Source organism: Streptomyces flaveolus (assembly GCF_044765825.1).
GTDB classification, from domain to species: Bacteria; Actinomycetota; Actinomycetes; order Streptomycetales; family Streptomycetaceae; genus Streptomyces; species Streptomyces flaveolus.
Window position 1 is genome coordinate 305515 of the sequence record NZ_JBIWKU010000009.1, and the last position, 25182, is coordinate 330696.

Sequence of the window (25182 nt, forward strand, 5' to 3'; positions counted from 1 at the left end):
GGCGGCGGGGTCAGTTTCGTACGAGTTGGCCGCAACGGGTAACGGCCCCACGCGGCACCGACGTTCCCGAGTGGCAGACGCGCCACTCCCCCTCACAGGCTGGGCCCATTGCAGCAGGGGTCGGATCGGGTTCCCTCTGGAGGTGACACACGGTGTCGTCCTCGCGGATCAGGCCGCCGGCGTCTTTTCGAGGCGGTGTGCGAGGTGGAGCAGGTCTGCCAGGCGCAGCACCCGTCGATCGAATCCAGGGAGGGGAACGTGGAGCGGCTGGGTCCAGTGCGGGGGGATGGCGTCCAGCCCGTAGTAGGCCCCCGCGAGGCTGCCTGTCACCGCGGCGACGGTGTCGGTGTCGCCGCCGAGGTCGATCGCCGCGCGTAGCGACTCTTCGAAGCTGGTGGTGGTGCGCAGGGCCCAGACGGCGGAGCCCAGGCAGGGCCAGACGGCGCCGTTGAACTCGGTCGCCTGGTCGGGGTGCCAGTCGTGCGCGAGGACGGTGGCGTAGCGGCCGCGGTGGTCGGGGTGGACGGCGGCGAGGGTGTCCGGGAGCGCGGTGAGGGGGTCGGTGTCCTCGAGTACGAGACGGATGAGTTCGTGGAAGATCGCGGTGCCTTCCCAGGCCGCGCGGTCGCCGTGGGTGAGGGCCGCGATACGGCGGGCCGCGTCCATGGTGGCTTCCTGGCCGGCGCGCGCGAAGTAGACCGCGGAGGTCGAGGCCCGCATCAACGAGCCGTTTCCCGCTGCTCGCTGGTTGACCTGGAAATGGATCGCTGCGGCGAGGTCCCAGGGCATGCCGTTGGTCAGGACGTCCTCGGTCTGCAGGCCGATGTCCTTCGGTTCCGCTGCTGCCCACCGCTGGAAGCGGGCGAAGATGTCCGGCAGATCCAGTCCACCTCGGTCCAGCAGTGACTCCGCCACCAGAACGGCCATCTGCGTGTCGTCCGTGGCCTCACCGGGGTCCCAGCCACCGCCGCCGCACATCTCCCCACCGGCACCAGGCACGGGAAACCGCGCGGAGAACGCGCCCTCGGGTCCGAACTCGAAGGGACCGCCCAGGGCGTCACCCACCGCCGCGCCGACGACCGCGCCAGCGGCCCGCTGCGTTCGCTTCATTCGGGCAGGCTATCCGCGCCGCACCGTACGGCTCTGCGTGCGGCCGCGATCCGTACGTTCCTGCTCGGCGCCCCTGGGTGGGTGAACCGTACGAAGGGCTCACCACGTCCCGCAGAACGACGTAGGGATCAGTCAGGCGAGGCCGGCCTCCGTGAGGACCAAGGCGGTGCGCAGAGTCGCCGCGAGGTCGGCTCGGGCGGGTGGACCGGAATCCGGCTCAGCCGATCGGTAGGCGTGGTGCTCGAGGGCCGCGCGCAGCGCGGCGTTGAGCATGGCGGCCCAGACGGCCGGCCGTACGTCGTCGTCGGGCAGTCCGGCGCGCTCGGCGAGAGCACGTGCGAAGGCGGGTTCCGCTTCGTCGCGGGTCTGCAGCCAGACGGCGCGCAGGCCCGGTTCGGTCCGGGTCAGTCGCAGCAGAGCGCCGACGTCCGGTCCGGTCAGGTCCTCGTCGCCGGCCCACACGTGGTCGAAGGCCTCCTGGAGGGGCCGGCCAGGACGCCACTCCCGCAGCGCGGCGGCGATCGTGTCGATGCCGGTCGAGAACAGCGGCCGTACGCAGCTCTCCTTGGTGGGGAAGTACCGCCAGAGAGTCCTCGCCGAGATTCCGACCGCCTGCCCGATCTGCTCACCCGTGGTGGCGGCGACGCCTTGGGCGATGAACAGGCCGACCGCGGCGTGAGCGATCTCCAGCCGGATGGCGGCCTTGCGTTCGTCGGTCAGCGGCGGTCGCCCCGTCCGTCCACGGGCTGCGGTCATCTGGCCCTCCGGCGCCGGTGATCGGTGTCATGCGTATTCTGCCCCACGACTTTATGTCACTCAGAGACATAAACTTGTAGGGTGCCGGCACGGTGCGGCAGCAGTCCGCCGCGTCGGCACTTTCGCGAACGGAGCAGTTGATGACCAAGGGCCTGAACGGGCGCAGCGTGATCGTCACCGGGGCGGGGTCGGGCATAGGCCGCGCGGCCGCGCTCGCTTTCGCCGCCCAGGGCGACCGCGTCGTGGTGGCGGACCTCAACGCCGAGGGGGCTGCGGCGACCGTCGAGGAGATCGGACAGTCGGGCGGCACCGCGGTGGCCGTCACCGGCGACCTGAGTGAACAGGCGGTGGTGGACCACGTCACGGCGACGGCGGTGGAGCGGTTCGGCGGCGTGGACGTCCTGGTGAACAACGCCGGGATCATGGACAGCATGTCGGCCCTGGCCGACGTGAGCGACGCCGAATGGGAGCGGGTCATCCGGGTCAACCTCACCGCCCCCTTCCTCCTCGCCCGCGCCGTACTGCCGCACATGCTGGCCGCGGGCCGCGGCGCCATCGTGAACACCGCCTCCGAGGCTGCCCTGCGCGGGAGCGCGGCGGGCGCCGCGTACACGGCGTCCAAGCATGGCGTGGTGGGGCTGACGAAGTCGCTGGCGGTGATGTACCGCAAGAACGGCATCCGCGCCAACGCCATCTGCCCGGGCGGCACCGCGACCGCCATCGCGGTGGAGGCCGACCGGACGGCTCACGGCCCGGCGGCGCTGGGGCCGCACTTCGTCAACCTCGGCCGTGTGTCCCGGCCGGAGGAACAGGCCGCGGCGATCCTGTTCCTCGCCTCCGAGGCCGCGAGCAACATCAACGGCGCGATTCTGCCCGTGGACGACGGCTGGTCGGCGGTCTGATCCGGCGCCGGTCGTCCACGGCGGAACCCGCGACAGGAATCTACGCCTGCGCAGGGGTCCTGGGCCTCAGGATCTCGTCCATGGACTCCGCACGCCACTTCCTCAGAAGGTTGTGGAAGGCGAAGGCGCCTTGCGGGTAGGCGGTCGGGCCGTTCGGTCGGCCCCGCCCCTCACCGTTGTAGTAGCCGGGGGTGCACTCGGCGTGGAACCAGGCGTGATCGGGGGCGCCTTCACCCAGGGTGGCGATCCAGGCGTCCTCGGCCTCGTGGGACGGTTCGATGAGGGCGCCCTCGGCTTCGGCGGCCGCGACGAGGGCAGCGGCGTGAACGGCGTGCTCGTCGAGTACGTGGGTGAAGTTGACGCTGCTGGCGCTCTGGACGGCGCCCAGCTGGATCAGGTTCGGGAAGCCGCTGCTGGTGAACCCGTGCAGGGTCCGCGGTCCTCGCTCCGCCCACGCCTGCAGCAGGGGCACGCCGTCCCGGCCACGGACGGGCAGCTTGCCGGAGTGGATGCCGGAGACCCCGACGGAGAAGCCGGTGGCGAAGATCAAGCAGTCGAGTGCGTACTCGGTGCCGCCGACCACGACGCCGTTCTCGGTCATGCGCTCGATGCCGTGGGTGTCCGCGGTGTCGACCAGGGTGACGTTGCCGCGGTTGAACGCCTGGAGATAGGTGTCGGAGAAGGTGGGGCGCTTGCAGGCATAGCGGTACCAGGGCTTGAGCTTCTCCGCCGTCTCCGCATCGGTGACGGTCCGTTCGACGCGGGCGCGGATCTCGTTCATCTTGGTGGCGTCCGCCACTTCGTAGGCCGCTTCGAAGGCGGCCCGGTCGCTCGGGCGGCGGAAGCTCGGCAACAGTTTCTCGAGAAGGCCCGCCGACGAGGTCCACCGGTCGGCGACGAGATCCTCCTCGGCGTGCTCCCCGGAGACGATGCGCAGGAAGTTGTCGCGGCGCTCACGTGCCCAGCCCTCGCGGTCGGCGCCGACGTCGCGGGCGGAAGTACGGCGATTGGCGCGCACGTCCACGCTGGAGGGCGTGCGCTGGAAGACGTAGAGGTGGCCGGCGTCCTCGGCCAGCTTCGGAACCACCTGGATGCCGGTGGCGCCGGTGCCCACGACGCCGACGCGCTTGTCCGCGAGGCCGGTGAGGCCGCCGTCCGGAGTGCCGCCCGTGTAGTCGTAGTCCCAGCGCGAGGTGTGGAAGGTGTGGCCCGTGAACTTTTCGATGCCGGGGATGCCGGGCAGTTTCAGCTCGGACAGGGTCCCGGTGGCCGTGACGACGTAGGTGGCCCGGAACGTGTCGCCCCGGTCGGTCGTGACGGTCCAGGTCTCGCTGGTGTCGTCCCACGTCAGTGAGGTGACCGCCGTGGAGAACAAGGCGTCCGCGTAGAGGTCGAACTTCTCGGCGATGCGTACCGCGTGCCGGCGGATCTCCTCGCCGGGCGCGTACTTCCACTCCGGTACGTATCCGGTCTCGTCGAGCAGCGGCAGGTACACATGGGACTCGACGTCGCAGTGGATGCCCGGATACCGGTTCCAGTACCAGGTTCCCCCGAAGTCACCGCCCTTCTCGATGATGCGGACGCGCCCGACTCCCTGCTGGCGCAGTCGCGCACCCGCGAGGATGCCGCCGAATCCACCGCCGATGACCGCGACGTCCACTCGGTCCCGCAGCGGCCCGCGCTCGGACGTCTCCCCCGCGTAGGGATCGGCAGCGTAGTAGCCGAACTCGGCGTCGGCGCCGAGGTACTGCCGCGCGCCGTCGGGGCGCACGCGTCGTTCCCGCTCGGCCCGGTAACGCTCCCTGAGTCCGGCGAGCGCCTCGGGGGACAACTCCTGCGAATGTGCCATGTGGGGGGCCTCGTTTTCTTCCGCTTCGCTGCCAAGGAGCCACTCATCCGTGAACTGGTGGGGACGTCTCAGGACTTGAGCAGCCATGCTCTACGGTAACAACAACCGGACAACACTGTCCGGTTGGCTGTGGGTTGCTTCCGCACACTTTCGGACAGGAAGAGAGATGCACATGCGACGACTCCCGATCCGTCCCCTCGCCGGGGCCGCCACGATCGGCGTGCTGGCCCTTACAGGGTGCGGGACGCAGACGGCGGGTGCACCGCAGGGCCCGGAAACCACCAGGGGCGAGCGGACCGTCCGCGCACAACAGGTCATGCGCCTGACGGAAGTACACGAGCAGACCGGGATGACCCTGCTGGAGGGACCGGTCTTCGACGAGGACGGCAAGCTGCTCGTCGTCGACGTCACCGCCCCGGCCGGCGAGCCGAAGGTCCTGCGCGTGAATGTCCGGAAGAAGACGTCCCGACCGGTCCACACCGACGCTCGCGGCGCCTACACCTCGGCCCAGATCAGCCCGCACGACGGACGGATCTACCTGACCGACTTCGCCCACGGAGACATCGTGAGCCTGGCAGCGGACGGCAGCGATCCGCGGACCTTCTTCTCCGGCGAGGTGGACGGATCACCGATGAACCCCGACGACCTCGCCTTCGACCGGGAGGGCAACCTGTACCTCAGCGACTCACGCGGCATGTCCGAGGGCGAGGCGAAGGGCCGCGTGGTGCGGATCGACCGGGAGGGAAAGAGTGCCACTGTCCTGGCGGACGGTCTGGCGTCGCCGAACGGTATCTCCTTCGACGCGGCCTACCGCGGGCTGTGGTTCAGCGAGCTGACCCAGAACCGCATCAACTACCTCCTCCTGGACGGCAAGGGCGGCGTGGCTTCGCGGCACACCGCCATCCGCGTCGACGGTGGGATCGCCCAGACCGACTCGATCGCGGTGGACGCGGACGGCAACCTGTACCAAGGCCTGCACGGCCGCCCCGCGATGGCGGTGTACGACAAGTACGGTGAGCGCCTGGCGACCGTCGAGGTACCGGGCCGCGCCGCCGGAGGACTCGAATCCGCGACCAACGTGGCCATCACGCCCGGTGGAACCAAGGCTTACATGACCGTCAGCGGGCCCGGCGGAGGCTACCTCTACAGCTTCGACGCGCTCGCGAAGGGCATCCGCCAGTCCAACGGCGGCTGACGCCTCCGCCTACTCCTCGAAGGGCCGCACCGGTCCCACATCGACACCGAGCAGCCGCCATGCCGCACGCGCCCGGCGCTCCCTCTGCTCGCGGGTCGGGCCGGTGACGGCACCGGAGACCATGGCGACAGCGATCATGAGGTCGTCGTCCGCCCCGGCCAGCCGGTGCCCGTCCGGCAGATGTCCTCGCAGGGCACGCTCGACCCGCTCGGACAGGGCGTGCGCATACGCGGGGACGTGGGAAGGGCTGCCCGCCCCGTCGGCATGCAGGACACTGATGAACGCCGCCGACTCCGTCAGGTGCCAGGTCAGGACACCCAGGACTCGCGCCAGGTCCGTGCCCCTCACGGCCGCCGCCTGCTCGACCTGCCGGACGTTCTCCTCCAGCACCGCAGTCGCCACGGCTTCCCGGTCGGGAAAGTGCCGGTACAGAACACCCTGGCCGACCCCGGCGCGACGCGCGATCGCGGACAGCGGGGCGTCCAGACCGCACTCGGAGTAGACCTCCCGCGCGGCAGCGACCAGCGCGGCCCGATTACGGGGCGCGGCCTTCCGCCCCTCGTTCGCGGGCCGCTGCTCCTCGGGAACACGGTGCTGCGTCACTCCGAGAGAGTACCCGGCGGGGCGATCGGCTCGGGCAGTAGCCAAGAGCCCGTCGGCGTCCTGGCCCCACCCTCCGGCCGCCCGAGATCATCACCGGCCTCGTCGGTGTCGTCTGCCGGTGTGCGATCCCGCACGGGAGACGATCGCGTCCCCTGCCCCCGTGCTCCGCCGCCCACGCCGTCGTGCGGGCATCGGCTGCGCCCTATCGGGCAGTTCACCATGTCCTTGCGGCCGGTGACACCCTGTCAACATCCCTTTAGCGTCTGGCCTGTGAGCCGATACACCCCGCCTGCATCACGCCCCGCCGTGGCACCCTCCTGAGGCCGGCCCAGCAGTGACCAAGGACAGGGAAGACCCGACTTACCCCACCACGACGGAGTCGGCCGCCTTCGAGGCCGCGCCCGGACCGGCGAACGACTCGCCACCTGTCGAGGAACGCGGTGTTCGCGCACCCGTGCGCCGTCGGCGGGGCCCGGGGCCCTTCGTTCTGATCGTGCTGCCCGGACTGGTGACGGCCACCGGGGTCCTCGCCTTCCTCGCCCTGAGCGGCAGCCTCGGCACGGCCCTGGCACCGGCCTCGGAGCCGGGCCCGTCGGACATCAGCAATGTGGACGGCTCCTACGTGCCCTGGCTGCGCGCGGCGACCGCGGACTGCGCGGGTATCACGCCCGCGCTCCTCGCCGCGCACATCGATCAGCTCTCCGGGTGGCAGGACGACAGTGCGAGCCTCTCCGAGCGGGGCATCGCCCGTTTCACGGACGCCGGCTGGAAGACCTGGGGCCGGGACGACGACGGCAACGGCAGCTCCTCGCCCCACGATGCAGTGGACGCGATCATGGCGTTGGGGCGGCAGGACTGCTCCCTGGCGGAGAAGATGACCGCACTCCGCACGAAGGGCGCTGTCAGCGGCGACGTCGCCGACCTCACGCTCGCCGCGTACACGGCCGGCGTGGACGAGGTCAGAAAGGCCGGCAAGGCCCCCGTCTCGGCCCGCGCGTTCGTTTCCGAGGTCAAGAAGCGGCTACCGCGTTACGACGCCCTGGTCCTGCAGAATCCCGAACAAGACAGCGCCCAGGTCTCCGGCGCGCCGTTGAGGCCGCCCGTCACCACGCTCACCGTCACCTCGCCGTTCGGTTCACGCGTCCACCCGCTGACCAAGGTCACCAAGCTCCACACGGGCGTCGACTTCGGCGCGCCGCAAGGGGCCCAGGTGTCCGCGGCGCGGGAGGGACGGGTCGAGTTCGCCGGCATGACCTCGGCCTACGGTTACCGCGTAGTGATCGACCACGGCGCAATCGACGGGAAACGGCTGGAGACCACCTACAGCCATCTGTCTGCCCTCCAGGTGAGCGCCGGCCAGAGCGTGAGCACCGGCGCCCCTGTCGGGCTCGTCGGCTCCACGGGTCTGTCCACCGGCCCGCATCTCCACTTCGAGGTCCTTCTCGACGGCCAGTACACGGACCCGGATGCCTGGCTCACCGGCGGCGGCTGAGCCCGCCCGACGGCCGCCCGTCAACAGGGCGTAACGGGGAGGCTAACGAGGTGCCGCGAGTACGTCCCGGAGTACGTCTTCGAGCGTGACGCGGGCCAGCTCGTTTCTCAGGGTCTCCTCGATGCCCTCGTAGATGCCCTGCATCGCCGGCTGGATGCCGTAACCCACTACACATCCCTGGTCCGGGGTGGTGCGGTGCATCGCGAACAGCGGGCCGGGTTCCACTGCCTCGTACACGTCGAGCAGGGTCATCGACTTCAGCTCGCGGGCCAGTGACCAGCCCGCGCCCGCCCCCCGCCGGGACTCCACGAGCCCGGCTCTGCGCAGTTCGCCGAGCAGTCGTCTGATCACCACGGGGTTGGTGTTCACACTGGTCGCGATCTGCTCGGAGGTGGCGATCTCATGGCCCTGGCGCTGGTAGAGACCGATCCAGGCCAGTGCGTGGGCGGCGATGGTCAACCTGCTGTTGGCACTCATGAACCCCTCCTCTCGACTCGACCGCAACGCTTTATGTTACGACGGCACAGTCGTAACAGCGAAGGTTGCAACAGACGGTCGTAACGATTAACGTTACGACTATCGGAAGGGTCAATCAACGAGGTGAGAAGAATGAGCAAGCCACTCACGGGCAAGGTCGCCCTGGTCACCGGGGGGTCGCGCGGACTGGGAGCCGCGACCGTGCGACTGCTGGCCGAGCAGGGCGCCGACGTCGCCTTCACCTATGTCAGCTCCGAGAAGCAGGCGCAGGCCGTCGTCGACGAGGTGCATGGAATGGGAGCGAAGGCTGTCGCCTTCAAGTCCGACCAGGCGGACACGAGTCGGGCGCCGGCGCTGATCGACGACGTGGTCGCGCACTTCGGCGGCCTGGACATCCTCGTCAACAACGCGGCGATCTCCGTGGCCGGCACGGTGGACGACCCGGACACCGACACCGCCGCACTGGACCGGATGCACGCCACCAACTACCTCGGCGTGATCGCCGTCATCCGGGCCGCCTCCCGAGTGCTGCGCGCGGGCGGCCGCATCATCACGGTGAGTTCTGGACTGGGCTCCCGGGTCGGCGCCCCCGGCCTTGCCGACTACGCGGCGACCAAGTCCGGGATCGAGAGGTACACCATGGGCGTCGCACGCGACCTAGGGCCCCGGAACATCACGGCCAACGTCGTGGAGGCCGGGCTGATGGAGGGCGGCATGGAGCCGCCGGACCCCGAGACGCTCAAGGTCCTGGTCGGCTCGCTGTCCCTGCAGCGCATGGGACACCCCGACGAAATCGCCGCGGCGATCGCCTTCCTCGCGAGCCCCGCCGCGTCGTACGTCACGGGCGCCGTCCTGGACGCCCACGGCGGCTACAACGCCTGACCCCGAGCCCCTGGCTACGCGCCCCGAAGGACACCCCCCTTCGGGGCGCGCACCGCCAGCGGCCCTCGGGCGACGGCAAGGGCACCACACCGCACCTCGTCACGACCGCCGGCAACGTCAGGTGCCGGTACGCGTCATGCGCGGTGCCTGGCCGGCATCGCGGCCGGTGGCCCGCGACCCGGAGACGGTCGCCGACGCCGAGTACGGTGCCCCTGCGGCTGCCCGGCGGGCGGCCTGACCTTGGCCGAACCGCCCGCCCATCATCTGCCGTCCGGAACTGCAGCGGTGAGGGCGGCCCGGTTTCAGACGACCAGGACCCGGCGCCCGCGTGTGTGACCGGCCCGGCTGTCGATGTGCGCCGCCGCGGCCTCGGCGAGCGTGTACGACTTCTCGACCGGGATGTGGAGCTTTCCCTGCGAGATGAGGCCGACGGCTTCGGCAAGCGCTTCCGGCACGCTCCCGGCCACGCCGGAGAAGCGGACACCGAACTCCGGCGCACCGAGATCGGCGATGGAGATCACCTTCTGCGCATCCCCGGTCAGCTCGACCAGCTCGCGGATCACACCCGAGCCGGCCAGGTCGAGGGCCGCGTCGACATGGCCGAGCTCCCGCACCCGCTCGACCCAGCCCTCGCCGTACGTCGTGCCGATGGCACCCAAGCTCCGCAGGTACTCCTGGTTCGCGGCCCCAGCGGTGCCGATCACCGTGATGCCGCGATCACGGGCGATCTGCAGCACCGCCGATCCGACTCCCCCGGACGCACCGCTGACCAGCAGCGTCTGCCCGGACTGCACACCGACCTCGCGGATGACGCGCAGCGCGGTCTCCACCACGGAGGGATAGCCCGCCGCCTCTTCGAACGTCAGCCCCTCGGGTATGCGGGCCCAGGCCGACAGCACGGCGAACTCGGCATACGTACTCGCCCCTTCACCGAACACGCGGTCGCCGACCTCGACCCCTTCGACGCCCTCACCGACCTCGTCCACCACCCCGGAGGCGTCCAGCCCGACCCCGGAGGGCAACTCGATCGGATGGGCCCCAAGGACCTGGCCTTCACGGATCCGCCAGTCGACGGGGTTCACGCCCGCCGCCCGCACGGCGATGCGTATCTGGCCGCGGCCCGCGTGGGGCTCGTCGGCATCTATGAGGTGCAGGACGTCCGGACCGCCGAACTCGGCGAAGATCACTTTCTTCATGCTCCGACCGTAACACTAACGGATAGCTTTTTGGATCCGTTACGGAGTTGCACCTGATAGCGTGAGCGCATGACCGTGCCGACCGGACGCCGTGAACGCAAGAAGGCCGTGACCCGCCAGAAGATCGCTGACGCCGCCCTGCGGCTCTTCCTGGAACGCGGGTACGACGCGGTAGGCATCCGCGACGTGGCTGCCGAGGCCGACGTGGCCGTCACAACGCTCTTCTCTCACTTCGCCTCGAAAGAGGCCCTGGTGTTCGAGCAGGACGAAGACTTCGAGCAGCGCCTCACACGGGCGGTCACCGACCGGGCCCCGCACGAGCCGCTCATCCCCGCCCTGCGCCGCGAGATCCAGGCCCTGGTGCACCACTGCACCGCGGACAGCGCCGCCCCGATCTGGCGCATGATCGACGCGTCACCCGCCCTGCGGAAGTACGAGGAGTCGATGAGGCTGCGCCACGCGGAATCGCTGGCAACGGCCATCGCCGCCGATACCGACCTGTCACGGACCACAACGGCCTGCCGGGCGATCGCGAGATTCGTGATCGACGCCTATTCGCTGGCCCGTGAGGAGGCCGATCCGAAGGCCGCGGTGGACGAGATCTTCCGGATGATCGAGGCGGCCTGGGAGGTCACCTCCTCCGGCACGGCCGGAGCGTAGCGTGCCGCGGGGGTGCGACTCGGCGCGGAACGGCACGCGTTGAGGACGCTGCCGAGCGGGCGGCCGCGATGACGTACACCGGGCCGCCCGTCCGGGGGAAGGTCACCATCGTGCGGCCCGCAGTGAGGTCGCTGTCGGCGATGGTGGCAGCGCGGTGGGGATGCCTGCGTTCCGACCAGCTGGGTCAGCGGCACCGGATGGTCGTCCACGCGTGTCGAGGCTCCGGCTGTACCCGCCCCTGGTCTGTCCGATCGAGGACTATTTGCCCGTTCCGCCGAGGTGAGCCGCCCGCCGCCCGGTCGGCGCACGACTGCGGTTCGGCCGTGTGAGGCGACAGCGGACGGCACCCAAGGAGGTCTCCGTGGCACGTTCGAACGGCGTCACCATCCGCGACGTCGCCCAGCGCGCGGGCCTCTCGAGCCGCACCCGGCCGGCGAACCGGGAGACCGGCGGGAGTTGGCCACAGGTATTCTCTGGCGATGTCGGATCAGTCAGTGGCGGCGGGAGTCAGTCTCGCTGGTGTGACCGCGACGATCAGCCCGTGGACACCACCCCGCCGGCCTGAGAGGACAGCCTTGAGTACTGGCGCGTCCTGCACACGGTGATCGACGCCGAACCGCCGGTCGAAGAGCTGCAGCCGATGCTCGGCCTGCTCGCCGAGCTCGGCATCGAGTCCGGCCGGCCCTTCGCGCCGGACACGCGGATGACCGCGATCCTGGAGCAGGCCGCACAGCAGGGACCCCCTGCCCCGCGGGGAACCGTGCACACCCCTCCCCGGCTGAAGCGCGACGGCGAGGCGACCGCCGGTCGACGTCCTCGTCTCCTCATCGGGGCGGCTCAGGGGTGTGTATCGGGGGCGAGGAGTAGCATGCGCAACGGCTGGCGGCGCAGCAGTCCGGTCACGGTCGTTCAGCGGCCCTGACCGTCAAGCGGCGTTCGGGGCCTGGTCGAGGAGTTCGCGCATGGCCCCCGGCCCCGGGCCGGGTACGCCGAGCTGCCCCGCGCCGAACATGCCGGCCCTCTGCGTCCCCGTCGGTCACACAGGCACTGAGGCCGCTTCCTGGCACGCCTCGGAAAAAAGTTGCGGGCCGGTGTCGATCCGGCCGCGTCCCGTTCGACGTCAAGATGTGCGGCGCATCGCCGCACGACAGGACCTGAGGAGGACAATCGTGACTCAACTACTGAGAGTGATGAACTTCAACGTCTCGAGTGACGGTATCGGTGCCGGTGAGGACCAGAGTCTCGAGCGACCGTTCGGCTTCGACCATCCTGAGAGGCTGTTTGCCTGGGCGGGAGCCACGGCGAGCTGGCCCATGCGCACGGACCCCGGGGGGAGCCGGGGGCTGGACGACTACTTCACGCGAGACTTCGCGCGCAACATCGGTGCCGAGATCATGGGCCGCAACAAGTTCGGCCCCCAGCGGGGGCCCTGGCAGAACCATGAATGGCGCGGCTGGTGGGGGGAGGAGCCCCCGTTCCGCACTCCGGTGTTCGTCATGACCCACCACACGCGTCCGTCGATCACGCTCTCCGACACCACTTTCCACTTCGTCAACGATGACCCGGCCACGGTCCTCGAACGTGCGCGGGACGCGGCGCAGGGCAAGGACGTCCGACTCGGTGGCGGGGTCACCACCATCCGGCAGTTCCTCGACGCCGGCCTCGTCGACACCCTGCATGTAGCGGTCTCGCCGCTGAAGCTCGGGTCCGGACTGCGGCTCTGGGAGTCCCCCGAGGAACTGCTCGACCGGTTCCACCTGGAGGTGGTGCCCAGTCCGAGCGGCGTGACGCACCACCTGTTCTGGCGACGGTGAGGCGAGGCCCCCCTCGAGTTCAGGCTGCGACTGTGAGGGGGCGCAGTCAGCGGGGCAGGGCCTGGGTGCGCGGATGGCGGCACACCGCGGTGGGTGATCAGACACGCGGCGACTCCGAGGGAAACTTCGTGGATGCCGCCGCGTGCTGCGTCCATTCGGCCCTGGCGAACCTTGGGGCGCCGTGGGCACTGTGCCGGTCGACCACGGGCACCGGTCGGCAGCGCTCAGGAGCGGTACGCGGCTGTCGCGATCTCGACGAAGGAGCGGATCAACGGGTTGGTGTCCCCCTCGTTCCACACCGCCACCACTCGGCTCGGCACCATGTCGGCCAGTGGCACCACGGCCAGCTCCGCGGGCAGGTCGTGTCCGAGCGGGGCCAGGCCGACCGTGCCGTTCCACAGCACGGCCTGCAGGCATTCCTGGACGGCGCGTACCACGGGGCCCTCGCGCGGTCTGCCCCCGTTCCAGTACGACTGCCAGACGGGGTCGGTGCCCTGCGGGAACTGGAACCAGAGGCGGTCCTCCAGCTCGGCCGGCCTCAGCAGGTCGCGGCGGGCCAGTGGATCGTCGGCGCGCAGGACTGCGCCGACCGGATCGGTTCGCAGCGCACGCACCGTCAGGGCGGTCTCGTCGAACGGCGCCCGGGTGAGGGCGACGTCGACCAGTCCGGCACGCAGCCCGCACGTCGGGTCGGTCAGGTCGGTGTCGCGGATGCGGATCTCGACGCCGGGGTGGTTGCGCCGGTAGGCGGCCGCCAGCCTGGACACGCCAGGGTCGGTGCCGTCGCCCAGGATGCCGACGGTGAGGGTCGCGACGCCCGCCGCCGCGCGCACGCGAACCCGGACGCGGTCGGCATGGTCGAGCAGGTCCCGCGCCTCGTCGAGCAGCACCGACCCCACCGGAGTGAGTGTGACCCCCGTGGCCGAGCGGGCGAACAGCAAGGCCCCGACGTCGGCCTCCAACTGCTTGATCGCCCGGCTCAGCGGTGGCTGGCTCATGTGCAGTCGGGTGGCGGCCCGGCCGAAGTGGAGTTCCTCGGCGACCGCCACGAAATAGCGCAAGGTCCGTAGCTCCACGCTGCGACGATACCGTCCAGGTATCGGCGTCGCGGGATGGGTCTTGGACACCGGCAGGGGCCCGGCGGTGCACTTGTGAGCATGACCGAAGAAGCGAAGACCAGCGAGCCGCAGGCCGCACCCGCCCTGTCCGTAGTGGGCCCCGACGACGGCGAGACGATCGTTCTGGGCACCACGCGGATGCGCGTGCTGGAGGACGGCAGCCACACCGGACACCGCCTCGCCGTCGCGGAGTCCGTCCTCGCCCCGCACACCCAGGGACCGCCGCAGCACCGTCATGCGCAGCACGACGAGGGCTTCTACATCCTCTCCGGCACCGTAAGGTTCACCGTCGGGGATGAAGACTACGACGCCACCGCGGGCACGCTCGTGATGGTTCCGCCCGGTACCCCGCACACCTTCGCCAACCTGACGGATCGCCCCGCCGTCATGCTCAGCACCTTCACCCCCGACCTGTACGTGCAGTACTTCCGGGACCTTCAGGAGGTGCTCGCCGGCGGCCGGCCGTTGACGCCACAGGCCAATGCCGACGCGATGAGCCGCTACGCGACCGAACCCGCCGCCGACCTCACCTGAAGCCGACCGGGCCCCGGTGACAGTCCGGGCCTTGCCGGGATCCCTGGCAATCGACACACTCGACGGGCCCCGCGAACCGGCGGCCCATGAACGGGAACCATGAACATCGCCTATTGGATCGTCGCGGGGCTGCTGGCCCTCTTCTCCATCTACTCCGGCGCGCTGAAGGTGGTCCGCAGCCGCGATCAGCTCCGCCCGATGATGGCCTGGGTCGACCGCGTGCCCTTGCCCGCCCTCAGGGCGCTGGGCACGGTCGAAGTGCTCGGCGCGACCGGACTGATCCTGCCGCCGTTGACCGGAATCGTTCCCGCGCTGGCACCGGCCGCGGCCGTGGGCTTCGTAGTCCTGCAGACCGGTGCGATCGCCGTCCATCTGACCGGCGAAGACCGCCGGATCACGCTCAACATCGGGCTCGCCGCCACCGCGGCCGTGACCGTCTGGCTGGCCACGGGGCCCTGACCGAGCACAGCCCACGACCGGTGGATGCGATTTCAGGGCCAACCGTCCCGCGGGGAACCGAGCAGCCGGGTCTACCGGGGGCCGTCACGCGCGCAGCTTGTTCATTCGCACTGACCCTGCGCCGGTCGTCTTCTAGGGTCGTCCCCATGATGATCGACACTGGGGCCCCCGGCCTGCTCTTCGAATCCCTCCGGGCGGACGCCCTCACCAGCCCGGAGGAGCTGCGGGAGCTTTACCCGCAGCCGAACGAGGCCGCACTCCGCAAGGAGATCGACCGCCTGACCGAGGAGACTCGGGCGCTGATCGGCTGTTCCTCACTGGTGTTCATCGGCAGTGCGGACGGCGAGGGCCGGGCGGACGTGACGCCGCGTGGCGGCCCGGCCGGATTCGTCTCGGTGCTGGACGAGCGGACCTTGGCGATCCCGGACGCGACCGGCAACAAGCGGCTCGACACCGTGCACAACGTGCTGCAGACCGGGCGCGTCGGTCTGCTCTTCCTCATCCCCGGCCGCCCGACCACGCTGCGCGTCAATGGCCGCGCCTGTGTCTCGGCGCGGCCGGAGCTGCTCGCCCAGCTCACTCCCGTCGGCAAGCCGCCGGTCGCGGCGATTGTCGTGCAGGCCGAGCAGGTCTATCCGCACTGTCCGAAGTCGCTGATGCGCGCCAACGCCTGGCAGCCTGAGCAGTGGGTGCCTGCCGACGCCCAGCCGACCAGCGCCGAGGTGACGCTGGCCCAGCTGAACCTGCCCGGCCTGACCGTCGAGCAGATCGAGGAGGCCGAACGGGAGTCGCTGCGCCTGCGTTACGAGTGAGGCCGCCTCCTCGGCCACCGGCTCTCCATCGCCTGGGGGTTTCTCACCCATCCCCGGCAGCTCCGGCAGGGGTGCCTCTACGGCCTCGGCAACCCGGACGAGGAGGGGGATTCGTGCCGCCCCGAAATTCAGCCTGCGGTGTGTGTGCTGTTGGGGGACCCTCGTCGTGCGCCTGCCCGGACAGAAAGCGCAGCGTGGTGTCGGAACAACCTTCAGTTGATGATTTCGGCGCGGTCGTCCTGACGGATTGCGGCCAGCCGGTCTCGCCACATCTGGAGAGCTTCGGGTGTCTGTCGCGTCCAGTCGGTGATCTCACCAACGATCCGGAGCGGTTCCCTGCTGCGATAGGAGCGGGTGGGGTTGCCGGGGAATTTCTTGTCGGTGACGTTCGGATCGTTCTCGAACTCCCCCGTCGGTTCGACGACATACACTCGCGGGGCTCCGTCGCCGGCGGCGAGTTCCGCGGCGAGTCCCGCGCCGTCACGCAAGGCGGTGAAGTAGACGTGGTTCATCACGATTTCGGGCCGGTAGTTGGAACGGAAACCGGCGGTGAGGTGATCTCCGATTTGCAGCTCGGCCTTTGTTCCGTGAAAGAAAGGCCCCTCGTCCAACGTCTTGTCCATCGGCGCAGGTTATCAAAGCGAGCTGCCCCTTACGGCGTTCTGTGTGAGGGGGTCAGAGGGCCCTGCGCATGATGGCGCGGTGCGGCCAGGGATGCCTCGTACGGAGCGCGCAGGAAGGTGGACGGCGGGCCCAGAGGCATTTCTCCCCGTTCGGGGCGGTAGGGCTGGTGGAACTCCGGACCAGGTGATCGTCTGACGTCACCCTTCTCCGGAAGCTGGGGTTCGGCGTCGCCCTGACCTTCCTGATCGACGCCGCCCTGGTACGCGGCGTCCTGGTCACCGGCGGCATACAGCTCATGGGCCGCGCCAACTGGTGAAGTCCGGCGGCCATGCGACCGACCGGGACGGCTGCTACCGCGCAGCACCTGGATAGCGGCCGGTAATTTCGGCGCTCCCGGCTGCTTCATTCGGCGCTCCGGGGATACCTGAAAGGGAGTATCCATCACCTTGGGGGAATCGCAGTGGAGGAATCGTCACTACGTGCAGTGGGTTGGGCGCGTTCGCTGCCCATGCACAGCACTCCGAAGGCGGCACGTGACTGGGCGCTCGGGCACTTGGAGACGCTCGACTGGACCGACAGCGCTCCAGAGACAGTGGATGCCGTGCTGATCACCGTCTCCGAGCTGGTCACGAACGCCCACGTCCATGCGCATTCCCACGCGCAGTTGGTGATGACGTGGGACGGCCAGTGTCTGCACGTCGCGGTGCGGGACGGCTCCAGCGAGCTGCCGAGAACGCGCCCGCCGAGCGATCAACGCCTCGGCGGGCGGGGCATGTTCCTCGTCGACGCGCTGGCCGACGAGTGGGAGGCCCGGCCGTGTCACGACGGCAAGACGGTCATCGCCTGTTTCCGCCCGCCCACCGCGGCCGAGGACGCCCCCTCGGGAGGGACATGACTCATGCCCGGCATCCGCGCCGCATCTCGGGGATGCTGCGCGGGTGCTCACGTCACGGCCGGCCACGCCGCTCGGCCGCCTCGCAGCGGACCTCTGGTCAGGTGGCGGTGGGCCAGCTGCGCAGCACGGCGGCGATCTTCCCGGCGGTACAGGCGGGATCCAGGAGCGCGTCCTTGAGGGCGAGGGCGTCCTCGTGGGCGGGTTTGACGGTGATCCCGGCGGCCTCGAGATACATGACGCCGGTGGCGGCGGCGACGGCCAGGTTGGAGCGCTCCAGCCAGCGGCAGCGGCCCAGCGTGTGCACCAGGGCGGCGGCCTTGGCGTAGGGGCCGTCGTAGACGGGCTGCTCGAACAGCTCGGCCCGGTGGCGGGCGACCGCAGCGAGCGGAACGCCGTAGTCGTCGGGGGCCGGATCGTTGGCTCCGGCGGCTTCGGTGACCTGCAGGATCCAGGGGACGTCGATGTTCAGGTCCATCAGGCCGCGTGTGCTCCCCGAGCCGTGTTCGTCGGCCGGGTGTCCTCGGCTTCGTCGAAGACCGCCTGGTGTTCGGCCAGGAAGCGGGCGGCGGCGTCCACCGCGCGGGCACGCAGGCCGCTGGCGTCGTCCTGCACGAGGCGGGCGAGGTAGTCGCCGATGCTCAGTCCCAGGTCGGCGGCGCGCTTCTTCGCGAGGTCCGCGATGTCCTCGTCCACGCGCGCGCCCAGTTGCGTCTTTGCCATCCCGTCATGGTAACAGGTGTTACCGAGCCGCGCGGGTAGGTCCGGCACTCCGGCGCCGATCGTTGCGGCCGCGCGGCACCCGTCGTCCTCTATCCGAGCGTGCGCATCGCTTCGGCGACCTCCTCGGCCGCCGCATCGGGGATCGCGGTGGCGGCCTCCTCGAGGACGAGCAGCCGCGCCCCGGGGATCTCGCGCGCGATCGCCTCGCCGTTGCCGACGGGGAAGAACCGGTTACGGCGGCCGTGGACGACGAGCGTGGGGACCTCGATCTCGGGCAGGCGCTCGCGCCAGCGGGGTGTGCAGTCGAGCCGGGAGAACACCAAGCCCATCTGGTTGGCCATCTGGACCGGGGGGGCGGTGCCGGGCGTGCGGTCCCAGATGCGCGCAGCGATCGCGCGCGCGGTGACCGGGTCGTCGCCGAGAATGTCCGCGCAGACGGCGGCGAACTCGGCGACCGACTCGCGGTCGGTCCAATCGGGCATCGGACTCCCGAACAGTCGGCTCATCGTCGCCTGGTCATGGTCGGGGAGGTCGTCGTCGGGCGGGCCGGGGGCGACCGCGCGGGTGCCGACCAGGGTGAGGGCGGAGAAGGAGTCCGGGTGGTCGAGCACGGCCACCTGGGCGACCATCCCGCCGACGCCGATCGCCGCGAGGTGCGCGGGCCCCCCGCCGAGCGCGTCGGCAAGGGCCGCCGCGTCTGCCGCGAGGTCGCGCAGGGTGTAGGCGGGCGCCTCCGGATCCGTCGTCGTCGACTCCCCGCTGTCGCGCAGGTCGTAGCGCACCACACGGCGCCCGCCGGCGGCGAGGCGCTCGCACAGTGCGTCGGGCCAGGAGAGCATCGTCGTCCCGCCCGCGAGCAGGACGAGTGGCGCGTCGTCGGCACCGAACGACTCGATGCCCAAGGCGATCTCATGGGCGTCGACCGTGGTCATCGGATCACCGGAAGACGTCCGACCAGCCCGGCGGTCGTCGGGGCCGCCGGAAGACACCCACGTGTGCGGGGCCTCGTCGCCGGTGCCCAGACCCTTGTCCGGGCTGAGGTCGGGCCCGGTGACGGAGCCGTTGAGAGAAACCGAGATGTCAGCGTTGATTCGAGTCACGCGAGGGCAGACCCGATCCGCCGCCCGAACTCATCGCTCCCGCGCGGGAAGCGTGCGGCGGATGCGTCGCACTCGATGGTCGGCCGCCCCGGGTACGGCTCCGCGCCTACCGGAAGCCGAGGTGCGGATCGGTACCGACCAGTTCCCCGCTGGCCGCCCACAGCTGAGCGGCGACGGCCGGGTCGGCCATGTGCGCGGGGACGGGCTCACATCGCGGTTTGCCACGCAGGCCGAAGATCCTCGGCCCCCACAGCTGCCCTCCCTGTACCTCGGAGTCGAGGACGGCACGGACTATGGGCCATGCTCCGGCGTCCTTGCCCTGCACCATGAGCGCGGCGGGCAAGGCGCGCAGCCGCTCGCCGGGGGTTGTCACGCCTACCGGCGGGCGGGACGGGGTGAGGGAGTCCAGCGCGCCGCCGGGGTGGGCCACCACACTGAGCACCGTGCTGCCGACGGCACGCAGGCGGCGATCGAGTTCGAAGCCGAAGCACATCTGCGCCAGCTTTGATCGCCCGTAGGTGCGCTTGGGCCGGTAGTCCTGGGTCGACTGCAGATCACCGAGGTCCAGTCGCTCGGACCGCGCCGCGAAGCTTCCCACCGTCACGATGCGGCCCGCCGGCGCCGCGGACAGCAGGGGAGCCAGCCATTGGGTCAGCGCGAAGTGACCGAGGTGATTGGTGCCGAACATCAGCTCGTGGCCGTCCTCGGTCTCTCGACGCGGCGGGTCGTCGAGCGCGACCCCTGCGTTGTGGACCACCGCGTCGAGTTGATCGAGGTCCAGCCTGTCCACGGCGGTCTTCAGGGACGACAGGTCGGCGAGGTCCAGTCGAAGGTGCCGCAGATGCGCGCCGGGGACCCGCGCGCGGATCGAGGACATGGCGGCGTCGGCCTTCGCGCGGTCTCTGCTGCCGAGGATGACGACGGCGCCGGTGGCGGCGAGCTGCTCCGCGGCGAAGTAGCCGATCCCGGCGTTACCCCCGGTGACCAGGAAGCTCCTGCCCTCGGCGGACGGCAGCCGGTGAACGTCCCACGGCCGGCTCTGCGATACGGAAGACACGATGACGGGCTCCTTGTGCTCTGGGGCGGCGTGCTCATGAAGGGCACCAACCCGACCAAGGTCGCAACCTCCACCGACATACCACCGACAGATCACGCTCACCGCCGACAGCTCTCCGACACCCCACCGGTCCGGTGGGGCAGAGCGCAGGCGCACAGGGCTGCTCAGAGGGCAGTAGCTGCGACCTCCCGACGGCCGGCTGCCATGACAGCCGACAGTGGCAGCGCGAGGGCGCCGGCCAAGTCGGAGAGCTCCTCGTTGGTTGGGCGGATGGGCCCAACGGCCCCGTCCTCGGCGAAGGCCCGGATGCGCGGGGTGCGGATGCCGGTCTTGTCGGCAATGGCCTGCGGCGTCAGGTGACGACGGCGCATCGTCTGTTGCAGCAGCTGAGAAAGATCGTCCATGGGTCTCTTCTGCTCCTCCTCGAGCACTCTCATACCGAAGGCGTTCCACGGCAACTCCTCCCCGCTCATCACGCAGGGTGGTGGCCCAGTTACCCGCAATGAGCGGTGACAATCGCGCGCTCACCCCTCCGGGACCGCCCAGACGCCATCAAGAGTTACTGAAAGCATGCGAAGTATTGCGTTGGGTAACAGGCTGTCACGTCGCGTTCGCGGTCCCGGCTGCGGGCGCCTGAGCGAAGCGGAGCATGCGATGACGAGGCCGACGCAAAACCGTTCGCACAGCCTGTCGTTGAACCGGCATTCCGGGGCGGCCACCGCAGCACCCTCGCCGGAGACGGCGAGACCTGACTCCGTTCCCCACCTCGGCGACGTCACAGGCGTCGCGCCCGCGGATGCCCGCGCCCTGTCCACATCCCTGTTCGCACGACTCGACGCGCTGGAGGAAGGCACTTTCGCATACGCGTATGTACGCAACACCCTTGTCGAGCTGAACCTCACCTTGGTGCGCTACGCCGCCCGGCGTCTTCGCACGCGCGACGAGTCGCTGGAAGACGTGCTGCAGGTCGGCACCATCGGCCTGATCAAGGCCATCGACCGCTTCGATCCCACGCGGGGCATCGAGTTCTCCACCTTCGCCCTGCCCACCATCATGGGTGAGATCAAACGGTTCTTCCGCGACTCCACCTGGGCCGTGCACGTCCCACGCCGTCTGCAGGAGCGGAGCTCGGCCCTGCAGAGCGCCAGCGCCGCCCTGGAGCAGGACCTCGGACGGCCACCTACGGTCGCTGAGCTCGCCGAACACGTCGGACTGGAGGCGGAGGACGTGATCGAGGGCCTGGCCGCCGCCAACAGCTACAGCGCCGCGTCGCTGGACGTGGCAGCCGACGACGACGAGGCCACGGACGCTCTGGCCGTTCGCATCGGCATCGACGACGAGGATCTGGAAAGGGTCGAAGACCTCGTCGCGCTCGAACCCCTGATCGCTGCGCTTCCGGAGCGCGACCGGAGGATGCTGGCGTTGCGGTTCGTCCAGGAACTGACCCAGGCGGAGATCGGTGCCGCACTGGGCATCTCCCAGATGCATGTCTCCCGCCTGCTCGCACGTACACTCGCACGACTGCGTGCCGGCCTGATCTCCCAGCGCTAGCCGCACGAAGCCGGGAGCTCAGAGGTTCGGGTCGACGTCCTGGGCGAGCGTGATGACGTTGCCGGCAGGGTCGGTGAGCGCCGCGATGCGGAACCCTCCAGGAGTGTCCTCAACTGCTCCGGCGTCAAGGCCCCGCTGCGCGAGGACAGCGACGTACCGGTCGACGTCATCGACCCCTACCGTCAGCATCGCGGCCCCCGAACGGCCGGCGTCGCGCAGCAACTGCATCGCCCCACCTTCGGTGACCTGCCATTCCGCCAGGCCCTCCATCGGATTGCGGTCGGCGGGGCGGCCCCACAGGCGCTCGAACCAAGCGCGTGCTGCGTCGAAGTCCGCACCGGGGACGACCGCGAATACGGTGTCGAAGGTCATCTCTCACCGCTCTGCCACGTCGTCGTACTGGCCGGGCTGCGATCGCTAACGCACGCGAACCGATTCGGCCTGCCCCTCTTCCTCTTCGTCCGGCAGGTGGACGTCGGTGACCGCGACATTGACCTCGACGACCTCGAGGCTCGTCATCCTCTCCACCGCCGCGATCACGTTCTCGCGGACCTCCGCGACGGTGTCGGTGATGGCCACCCCGTACTCCACCACGAGGGACAGATCGACGGCGGACTGCAGCTCGCCGACCTCCACCTTGACCCCACGGGTGACGCCGGCCGCGCGTCCGCCGGGTACCCGCTCCCGCACCGCTCCCACGGTGCGGGAGAGGCCGCCTCCCAGCTCATGGATGCCCGGCACCTCCCGTGCCGCCATCCCGGCGATCTTCGCCACCACTCCGTCCGCGATGGTCGTCCTGCCCCGCGTCGCCGGAGCCGCACCCGCTCCGGGAGTGCCCTGCAAGGTTGTCGCGCCCGAGTCTCGCGACCCGGCCTTGGCTGCGCTGGTTGCCTCCGTCATGGATGGCCACCTCCTCGATCAGCAGGCTCCGACAGAAGCCAGGAAATGTGCTTGCCGAGGGGATCACTGGTCCAGGGCAACGCATGCCGGTGCCGCTGTCACCGCAGGGCCCGGCGACTCCTCCCCCGGCCCGGGAGCAGCGCCAGATCATCCCCGGAAATTGTCCCTACCTTCAGCGTGCCTCCCCCTGCGCAAAGGCGCCAAGCGCAAGCGACGGCTCCCGTCCTTCAGGGCAGATCAGCGCCCCTGTCCCTGGCAAGGAAAAGCTCCTGTGGACATCGCCGCGTCCTGCTAACGTCGTCGGCATGAAGCGCGCTGCTGTGACGACGACGCCGGAGAGTGTCCCGGCGCGCTGACAGATGTCTTGGTCCGAAGCCCCGGGGTGAGTGCCCCGGGGCTTCGGCTTGTGGTCACTCGCCCGATATCCGCGAGGAGACCGCCATGCATGACCACCGCAAGCTCGGCCGTGAGCTGGGCCTGTTCGACACCGACCCGCTGATCGGCGCCGGCTTGCCGTACTGGCTGCCCGACGGGGCGACCGTACGGCACGTCCTGGAGGAGTACATCCGCGCCGCCGAGCGGCAGGCAGGGTACCGGCACGTGTACTCACCGGTCCTCGGCAAGCGTGAGCTGTACGAAATCTCGGGGCACTGGTCGCACTACAGCGACGACATGTTCCCCCCGATGGAACTCGGCGGCGACCAGGTCGTCCTGCGGCCGAGCCTGTGCCCCCACCATGCGGTGATCTATCGCTCCCGGTCCCACAGCTACCGGGAGTTGCCCCTGCGCATGGCCGAGCTGGGAGGCATGTACCGCTCCGAACTCTCGGGCGTGCTCGGCGGGCTGACTCGGGTGCGGGCCATCCAGCTCAACGACGCTCACATCTTCTGCACCCTGGACCAGGTCGCCGGGGAGGCGCAGGCGGCGCTGGAGATGATCCGCCGGGCGTACGAGGAGCTCGGCATCACCCCGACTCGCTACCGGCTCTCCCTGCCGGGCCCCGGTGGCAAGTACGTTGCCGCGCCCGAGAAGTGGCAACGGTCCACCGCCCTGCTGACCGACGTCATCGACCGCTCCGGCCTGCCCTACGAGGCGGCCGAGGGAGAAGCGGCGTTCTACGGGCCCAAGATCGACGTCCAGGTCGCCGACGGCGCCGGCCGGGAGTCGACCCTGTCCACCGTCCAGGTCGACTTCCACCAGCCTGAGCAGTTCGACCTGCACTACATCGGCGCGGACGGCGCCAAGCACCGTCCGGTCATGGTCCACCGGAGCATCATCGGCAGTGTCGAACGTGCCGTCGCCCATCTCATCGAACAGCACGGCGGCGCCTTCCCCGCCTGGCTCGCGCCCACTCAGCTGGTGATTCTCCCCGTCTCCGACAGCCAACTGCCGAGCGCCGAGGCCCTCGCCCGACGCTGCCTCCGCCTCGGCCTGCGTGCCGAGATCGCGGGTGCGGAACGGGGCAGCCTGGGAGCCCGTGTTCGAGAGGCCCGGCTGGTTCCCTACCAGGCCGTCATCGGCGCCAGAGAGGATGCCGACGATCACGTCGCCCTGCGCTTGCGTGACGGACGCCGGCTCGGCCCCCGACCGGTCAGGGACGTGCTCACCCGCATCAGGGATCTTGTCGAGGCCCACAGCAGCGACCTGTGGGCCGACGCCGCCTCGTAGCAGCCGGGGATCCCCGTGATGGCGTCGGGCGGAGCGCCTTGTGATGCGTATCACTGCCCGGCGTCTTCGGGTCGGGTGTGCGCGATCATGACCGGATGGACGCTCGTTACCTTGGCATCGCCGAGCTGGCCGAAGCCCCGTCCGTGGCGGTCGTCGTCGACGTCATGCGCGCCTTCACGGTGGCTGCCTGGGCCTTTGCCCGGGGGGCGGAGAAGATCGTACTCGCCGAGTCGCTCGACGAGGCCCTGGCTCTCAAGGCCCGCCACCCGGATTGGGTTGCGCTCAAGGACGGTGCGCCCGCACCCGGCTTCGACGCCGTCAACTCGCCGGGCCTGCTGCGGTCTGCCGACCTCGGCGGACGGACCGTCGTACAGAAGACCACGGCAGGAACGGTCGGCGCCCTTGCGGTCAAGGAGGCGTCGCTGGTGCTGTGCGCCGGCTTCGTGGTGGCGGAGGCGACGGCCCGGCTGTTGCGGATGCGCCAGTGCGACAGTGTCACGTTCGTGGTCACGGGCGAGGACGGGCGGGCCGATGAAGATCTGGCGTGCGCTCAGTACATCGCGCGGAGGGCCACCGGGGCGGGGACGGACGCGGCCGGGTTCCTCCGCCGCGCCGGCACGTCGCGTGCCGCCGCCGAGCTGGAGCAGGGTGTGCGCCAGGGAGTCCATCCTGACGACGTCGCACTCTGTCTCGAGCTCGACCGGTTCCCCTTTGCCCTGGTGGCGGCCCTGGAAGACTCGCTCATGGTCCTGCGCCCGTGCGCGGTGCCTTCGCCGGCCGATGAGCCTTCGATCTGATCGAGAGGCCC

General features: G+C 70.1%; 29 protein-coding genes. 14 read left to right on the forward strand and 15 right to left on the reverse strand.

What is annotated here, in order from left to right; genetic code table 11:
- Positions 1–168: 168 nt before the first annotated feature.
- Positions 169–1110, reverse strand: a complete 942-nt coding sequence (locus ACIRG6_RS26970) for an ADP-ribosylglycohydrolase family protein (RefSeq protein WP_364683636.1) — start codon at positions 1108–1110, stop codon at positions 169–171.
- 132 nt (positions 1111–1242) lie between these two features.
- Positions 1243–1866 (reverse strand): TetR/AcrR family transcriptional regulator, encoded by a 624-nt coding sequence (locus ACIRG6_RS26975; protein ID WP_364683634.1) that lies wholly within the window; start codon positions 1864–1866, stop codon positions 1243–1245.
- Between the two features lie 140 nt (positions 1867–2006).
- On the opposite strand from ACIRG6_RS26975, the gene ACIRG6_RS26980 reads away from it, so the two are divergent.
- The gene (locus ACIRG6_RS26980; RefSeq protein ID WP_364683632.1) at positions 2007–2768 is read left to right on the forward strand and encodes an SDR family NAD(P)-dependent oxidoreductase; all 762 of its coding nucleotides are present in this window, start codon (positions 2007–2009) and stop codon (positions 2766–2768) included.
- A gap of 40 nt (positions 2769–2808) precedes the next feature.
- Here ACIRG6_RS26980 and ACIRG6_RS26985 read toward each other — a convergent pair whose 3' ends face one another.
- Positions 2809–4617: a flavin-containing monooxygenase gene (locus ACIRG6_RS26985; RefSeq protein ID WP_403324832.1), complete on the reverse strand. Its 1809-nt coding sequence runs from the start codon at positions 4615–4617 to the stop codon at positions 2809–2811.
- 172 nt (positions 4618–4789) lie between these two features.
- Between ACIRG6_RS26985 and ACIRG6_RS26990 the strand changes: the two genes are divergently transcribed.
- On the forward strand, positions 4790–5812 hold the full coding sequence (locus ACIRG6_RS26990; RefSeq protein WP_365022067.1) for an SMP-30/gluconolactonase/LRE family protein: 1023 nt from the start codon (positions 4790–4792) through the stop codon (positions 5810–5812).
- Between the two features lie 9 nt (positions 5813–5821).
- Here the strand turns inward: ACIRG6_RS26990 and ACIRG6_RS26995 are convergent, their stop codons facing one another.
- Entirely contained in the window at positions 5822–6415 is a 594-nt protein-coding gene (locus ACIRG6_RS26995; RefSeq protein WP_364683626.1) for a TetR/AcrR family transcriptional regulator, read from the reverse strand.
- A gap of 334 nt (positions 6416–6749) precedes the next feature.
- On the opposite strand from ACIRG6_RS26995, the gene ACIRG6_RS27000 reads away from it, so the two are divergent.
- Positions 6750–7907: a M23 family metallopeptidase gene (locus ACIRG6_RS27000; protein ID WP_403324833.1), complete on the forward strand. Its 1158-nt coding sequence runs from the start codon at positions 6750–6752 to the stop codon at positions 7905–7907.
- Positions 7908–7949: 42 nt separating this feature from the next.
- Here the strand turns inward: ACIRG6_RS27000 and ACIRG6_RS27005 are convergent, their stop codons facing one another.
- Positions 7950–8384, reverse strand: coding sequence for an Rrf2 family transcriptional regulator (locus ACIRG6_RS27005; RefSeq protein WP_403324834.1), 435 nt, complete (start codon positions 8382–8384; stop codon positions 7950–7952).
- Positions 8385–8516: 132 nt separating this feature from the next.
- On the opposite strand from ACIRG6_RS27005, the gene ACIRG6_RS27010 reads away from it, so the two are divergent.
- On the forward strand, positions 8517–9266 hold the full coding sequence (locus tag ACIRG6_RS27010) for an SDR family NAD(P)-dependent oxidoreductase (RefSeq protein WP_403324835.1): 750 nt from the start codon (positions 8517–8519) through the stop codon (positions 9264–9266).
- A 302-nt stretch (positions 9267–9568) separates the two neighbouring features.
- Here the strand turns inward: ACIRG6_RS27010 and ACIRG6_RS27015 are convergent, their stop codons facing one another.
- Complete coding sequence (locus ACIRG6_RS27015; RefSeq protein ID WP_403324836.1) at positions 9569–10462, reverse strand: NADP-dependent oxidoreductase; 894 nt, start codon at positions 10460–10462, stop codon at positions 9569–9571.
- Between the two features lie 69 nt (positions 10463–10531).
- On the opposite strand from ACIRG6_RS27015, the gene ACIRG6_RS27020 reads away from it, so the two are divergent.
- The 3 genes from ACIRG6_RS27020 to ACIRG6_RS27030 all read left to right on the forward strand — a co-directional run bounded on the left by ACIRG6_RS27020 (position 10532) and on the right by ACIRG6_RS27030 (position 12936).
- The gene (locus ACIRG6_RS27020) at positions 10532–11122 is read left to right on the forward strand and encodes a TetR/AcrR family transcriptional regulator (protein ID WP_403324837.1); all 591 of its coding nucleotides are present in this window, start codon (positions 10532–10534) and stop codon (positions 11120–11122) included.
- Positions 11123–11723: 601 nt separating this feature from the next.
- The gene (locus ACIRG6_RS27025; RefSeq protein ID WP_403324838.1) at positions 11724–12044 is read left to right on the forward strand and encodes a hypothetical protein; all 321 of its coding nucleotides are present in this window, start codon (positions 11724–11726) and stop codon (positions 12042–12044) included.
- A 247-nt stretch (positions 12045–12291) separates the two neighbouring features.
- Complete coding sequence (locus ACIRG6_RS27030) at positions 12292–12936, forward strand: dihydrofolate reductase family protein (RefSeq protein WP_403324839.1); 645 nt, start codon at positions 12292–12294, stop codon at positions 12934–12936.
- A gap of 224 nt (positions 12937–13160) precedes the next feature.
- Here the strand turns inward: ACIRG6_RS27030 and ACIRG6_RS27035 are convergent, their stop codons facing one another.
- On the reverse strand, positions 13161–14012 hold the full coding sequence (locus ACIRG6_RS27035; protein ID WP_403324840.1) for a LysR family transcriptional regulator: 852 nt from the start codon (positions 14010–14012) through the stop codon (positions 13161–13163).
- A gap of 81 nt (positions 14013–14093) precedes the next feature.
- Between ACIRG6_RS27035 and ACIRG6_RS27040 the strand changes: the two genes are divergently transcribed.
- The 3 genes from ACIRG6_RS27040 (at position 14094) to ACIRG6_RS27050 (ending at position 15859) form a co-directional block, all read left to right on the forward strand.
- Positions 14094–14588, forward strand: a complete 495-nt coding sequence (locus tag ACIRG6_RS27040) for a cupin domain-containing protein (RefSeq protein WP_403324841.1) — start codon at positions 14094–14096, stop codon at positions 14586–14588.
- Between the two features lie 99 nt (positions 14589–14687).
- Complete coding sequence (locus ACIRG6_RS27045) at positions 14688–15047, forward strand: DoxX family protein (protein ID WP_403324842.1); 360 nt, start codon at positions 14688–14690, stop codon at positions 15045–15047.
- Between the two features lie 146 nt (positions 15048–15193).
- Positions 15194–15859 carry an MSMEG_1061 family FMN-dependent PPOX-type flavoprotein gene (locus tag ACIRG6_RS27050; protein ID WP_403324843.1) on the forward strand — a complete coding sequence of 222 codons (666 nt, stop codon included), beginning with the start codon at positions 15194–15196 and terminating at the stop codon, positions 15857–15859.
- A gap of 212 nt (positions 15860–16071) precedes the next feature.
- Here ACIRG6_RS27050 and arr read toward each other — a convergent pair whose 3' ends face one another.
- Complete coding sequence (gene arr / locus ACIRG6_RS27055) at positions 16072–16482, reverse strand: NAD(+)--rifampin ADP-ribosyltransferase (protein ID WP_350718635.1); 411 nt, start codon at positions 16480–16482, stop codon at positions 16072–16074.
- 509 nt (positions 16483–16991) lie between these two features.
- Here arr and ACIRG6_RS27060 point away from each other — a divergent pair.
- Positions 16992–17378 (forward strand): ATP-binding protein, encoded by a 387-nt coding sequence (locus tag ACIRG6_RS27060; RefSeq protein ID WP_364823947.1) that lies wholly within the window; start codon positions 16992–16994, stop codon positions 17376–17378.
- 97 nt (positions 17379–17475) lie between these two features.
- Here the strand turns inward: ACIRG6_RS27060 and ACIRG6_RS27065 are convergent, their stop codons facing one another.
- From ACIRG6_RS27065 to ACIRG6_RS27085, 5 genes are all read right to left on the reverse strand, one after another.
- Positions 17476–17853 (reverse strand): fic family toxin-antitoxin system, toxin component, encoded by a 378-nt coding sequence (locus ACIRG6_RS27065; RefSeq protein ID WP_318216122.1) that lies wholly within the window; start codon positions 17851–17853, stop codon positions 17476–17478.
- Entirely contained in the window at positions 17853–18098 is a 246-nt protein-coding gene (locus ACIRG6_RS27070) for a hypothetical protein (RefSeq protein WP_403324844.1), read from the reverse strand. The genes ACIRG6_RS27065 and ACIRG6_RS27070 overlap by 1 nt, the downstream gene beginning before the upstream one ends.
- A gap of 89 nt (positions 18099–18187) precedes the next feature.
- The gene (locus ACIRG6_RS27075; RefSeq protein ID WP_403324845.1) at positions 18188–19030 is read right to left on the reverse strand and encodes an alpha/beta fold hydrolase; all 843 of its coding nucleotides are present in this window, start codon (positions 19028–19030) and stop codon (positions 18188–18190) included.
- A 274-nt stretch (positions 19031–19304) separates the two neighbouring features.
- Complete coding sequence (locus ACIRG6_RS27080; protein WP_403324846.1) at positions 19305–20255, reverse strand: SDR family NAD(P)-dependent oxidoreductase; 951 nt, start codon at positions 20253–20255, stop codon at positions 19305–19307.
- A gap of 164 nt (positions 20256–20419) precedes the next feature.
- Complete coding sequence (locus tag ACIRG6_RS27085) at positions 20420–20659, reverse strand: XRE family transcriptional regulator (RefSeq protein ID WP_381694880.1); 240 nt, start codon at positions 20657–20659, stop codon at positions 20420–20422.
- A 250-nt stretch (positions 20660–20909) separates the two neighbouring features.
- Between ACIRG6_RS27085 and ACIRG6_RS27090 the strand changes: the two genes are divergently transcribed.
- Entirely contained in the window at positions 20910–21806 is an 897-nt protein-coding gene (locus tag ACIRG6_RS27090; RefSeq protein ID WP_403324847.1) for a SigB/SigF/SigG family RNA polymerase sigma factor, read from the forward strand.
- An 18-nt stretch (positions 21807–21824) separates the two neighbouring features.
- On the opposite strand, the gene ACIRG6_RS27095 is transcribed toward ACIRG6_RS27090, so the two are convergent.
- Together ACIRG6_RS27095 and ACIRG6_RS27100 are read right to left on the reverse strand one after the other, a co-directional pair.
- On the reverse strand, positions 21825–22178 hold the full coding sequence (locus ACIRG6_RS27095) for a VOC family protein (protein ID WP_365022091.1): 354 nt from the start codon (positions 22176–22178) through the stop codon (positions 21825–21827).
- A 45-nt stretch (positions 22179–22223) separates the two neighbouring features.
- A complete protein-coding gene (locus tag ACIRG6_RS27100) occupies positions 22224–22706 on the reverse strand; it encodes an Asp23/Gls24 family envelope stress response protein (protein WP_350718619.1) in 483 nt (160 codons plus the stop codon).
- A gap of 423 nt (positions 22707–23129) precedes the next feature.
- On the opposite strand from ACIRG6_RS27100, the gene thrS reads away from it, so the two are divergent.
- The gene (thrS, locus tag ACIRG6_RS27105; RefSeq protein ID WP_403324870.1) at positions 23130–24374 is read left to right on the forward strand and encodes a threonine--tRNA ligase; all 1245 of its coding nucleotides are present in this window, start codon (positions 23130–23132) and stop codon (positions 24372–24374) included.
- 95 nt (positions 24375–24469) lie between these two features.
- A complete protein-coding gene (locus ACIRG6_RS27110; RefSeq protein WP_403324848.1) occupies positions 24470–25171 on the forward strand; it encodes a 2-phosphosulfolactate phosphatase in 702 nt (233 codons plus the stop codon).
- The last annotated feature ends 11 nt before the right edge of the window (positions 25172–25182 follow it).

Coding starts and splice junctions, on each gene's coding strand:
- ACIRG6_RS26970 (WP_364683636.1), bottom strand. CDS start 1,110: ATGAAGCGAACGCAGCGGGCCGCTGGCGCGGTCGTCGGCGCGGCGGTG.
- ACIRG6_RS26975 (WP_364683634.1), bottom strand. CDS start 1,866: ATGACCGCAGCCCGTGGACGGACGGGGCGACCGCCGCTGACCGACGAA.
- ACIRG6_RS26980 (WP_364683632.1), top strand. CDS start 2,007: ATGACCAAGGGCCTGAACGGGCGCAGCGTGATCGTCACCGGGGCGGGG.
- ACIRG6_RS26985 (WP_403324832.1), bottom strand. CDS start 4,617: ATGGCACATTCGCAGGAGTTGTCCCCCGAGGCGCTCGCCGGACTCAGG.
- ACIRG6_RS26990 (WP_365022067.1), top strand. CDS start 4,790: ATGCGACGACTCCCGATCCGTCCCCTCGCCGGGGCCGCCACGATCGGC.
- ACIRG6_RS27005 (WP_403324834.1), bottom strand. CDS start 8,384: ATGAGTGCCAACAGCAGGTTGACCATCGCCGCCCACGCACTGGCCTGG.
- ACIRG6_RS27010 (WP_403324835.1), top strand. CDS start 8,517: ATGAGCAAGCCACTCACGGGCAAGGTCGCCCTGGTCACCGGGGGGTCG.
- ACIRG6_RS27015 (WP_403324836.1), bottom strand. CDS start 10,462: ATGAAGAAAGTGATCTTCGCCGAGTTCGGCGGTCCGGACGTCCTGCAC.
- ACIRG6_RS27020 (WP_403324837.1), top strand. CDS start 10,532: ATGACCGTGCCGACCGGACGCCGTGAACGCAAGAAGGCCGTGACCCGC.
- ACIRG6_RS27040 (WP_403324841.1), top strand. CDS start 14,094: ATGACCGAAGAAGCGAAGACCAGCGAGCCGCAGGCCGCACCCGCCCTG.
- ACIRG6_RS27045 (WP_403324842.1), top strand. CDS start 14,688: ATGAACATCGCCTATTGGATCGTCGCGGGGCTGCTGGCCCTCTTCTCC.
- ACIRG6_RS27050 (WP_403324843.1), top strand. CDS start 15,194: ATGATGATCGACACTGGGGCCCCCGGCCTGCTCTTCGAATCCCTCCGG.
- arr (WP_350718635.1), bottom strand. CDS start 16,482: ATGGACAAGACGTTGGACGAGGGGCCTTTCTTTCACGGAACAAAGGCC.
- ACIRG6_RS27060 (WP_364823947.1), top strand. CDS start 16,992: ATGCACAGCACTCCGAAGGCGGCACGTGACTGGGCGCTCGGGCACTTG.
- ACIRG6_RS27065 (WP_318216122.1), bottom strand. CDS start 17,853: ATGGACCTGAACATCGACGTCCCCTGGATCCTGCAGGTCACCGAAGCC.
- ACIRG6_RS27070 (WP_403324844.1), bottom strand. CDS start 18,098: ATGGCAAAGACGCAACTGGGCGCGCGCGTGGACGAGGACATCGCGGAC.
- ACIRG6_RS27075 (WP_403324845.1), bottom strand. CDS start 19,030: ATGACCACGGTCGACGCCCATGAGATCGCCTTGGGCATCGAGTCGTTC.
- ACIRG6_RS27085 (WP_381694880.1), bottom strand. CDS start 20,659: ATGGACGATCTTTCTCAGCTGCTGCAACAGACGATGCGCCGTCGTCAC.
- ACIRG6_RS27090 (WP_403324847.1), top strand. CDS start 20,910: ATGACGAGGCCGACGCAAAACCGTTCGCACAGCCTGTCGTTGAACCGG.
- ACIRG6_RS27095 (WP_365022091.1), bottom strand. CDS start 22,178: ATGACCTTCGACACCGTATTCGCGGTCGTCCCCGGTGCGGACTTCGAC.
- ACIRG6_RS27100 (WP_350718619.1), bottom strand. CDS start 22,706: ATGACGGAGGCAACCAGCGCAGCCAAGGCCGGGTCGCGAGACTCGGGC.
- ACIRG6_RS27110 (WP_403324848.1), top strand. CDS start 24,470: ATGGACGCTCGTTACCTTGGCATCGCCGAGCTGGCCGAAGCCCCGTCC.